The sequence below is a fragment of the Pseudomonas sp. FA-1 genome (genome assembly GCF_056856075.1).
The window spans coordinates 1-239 of the sequence record NZ_JBWXTH010000078.1; the positions used below are offsets into that span (position 1 = coordinate 1).

Consider the following 239-nt stretch of genomic DNA (forward strand, 5'->3'; position numbering starts at 1 on the left):
ATAGAGGAAATTGAAGGAGTTGGACCAAAACGCTGTAAAGCTTTAATGATGTATTTAGGTGGGTGGCAAGAATTATCCAGAGCATCTGTTGATGAGATTGCCAAAGTTAAAGGAATTAGTAAAAAGTTAGCCCAAGAAATTTGGAAATGTTTCCATTAAAAAATTAAATTATAGCTAATTAATACTGTAGAATTTTGGTATTTCAAAAAATATAAAGTTTAAAAATGACTAAAAAAGCT

The 239-nt window shown here is 28.9% G+C and carries 1 protein-coding gene; it reads left to right on the top strand.

Features of this window, described 5'->3' with window-relative positions; all coding sequences use genetic code 11:
* Nucleotides 1-159: helix-hairpin-helix domain-containing protein (locus tag AC1MHZ_RS23515; RefSeq protein WP_482967027.1), on the top strand; the 159-nt coding region annotated here is incomplete at its 5' end.
* Between the last annotated feature and the right edge of the window lie 80 nt (nucleotides 160-239).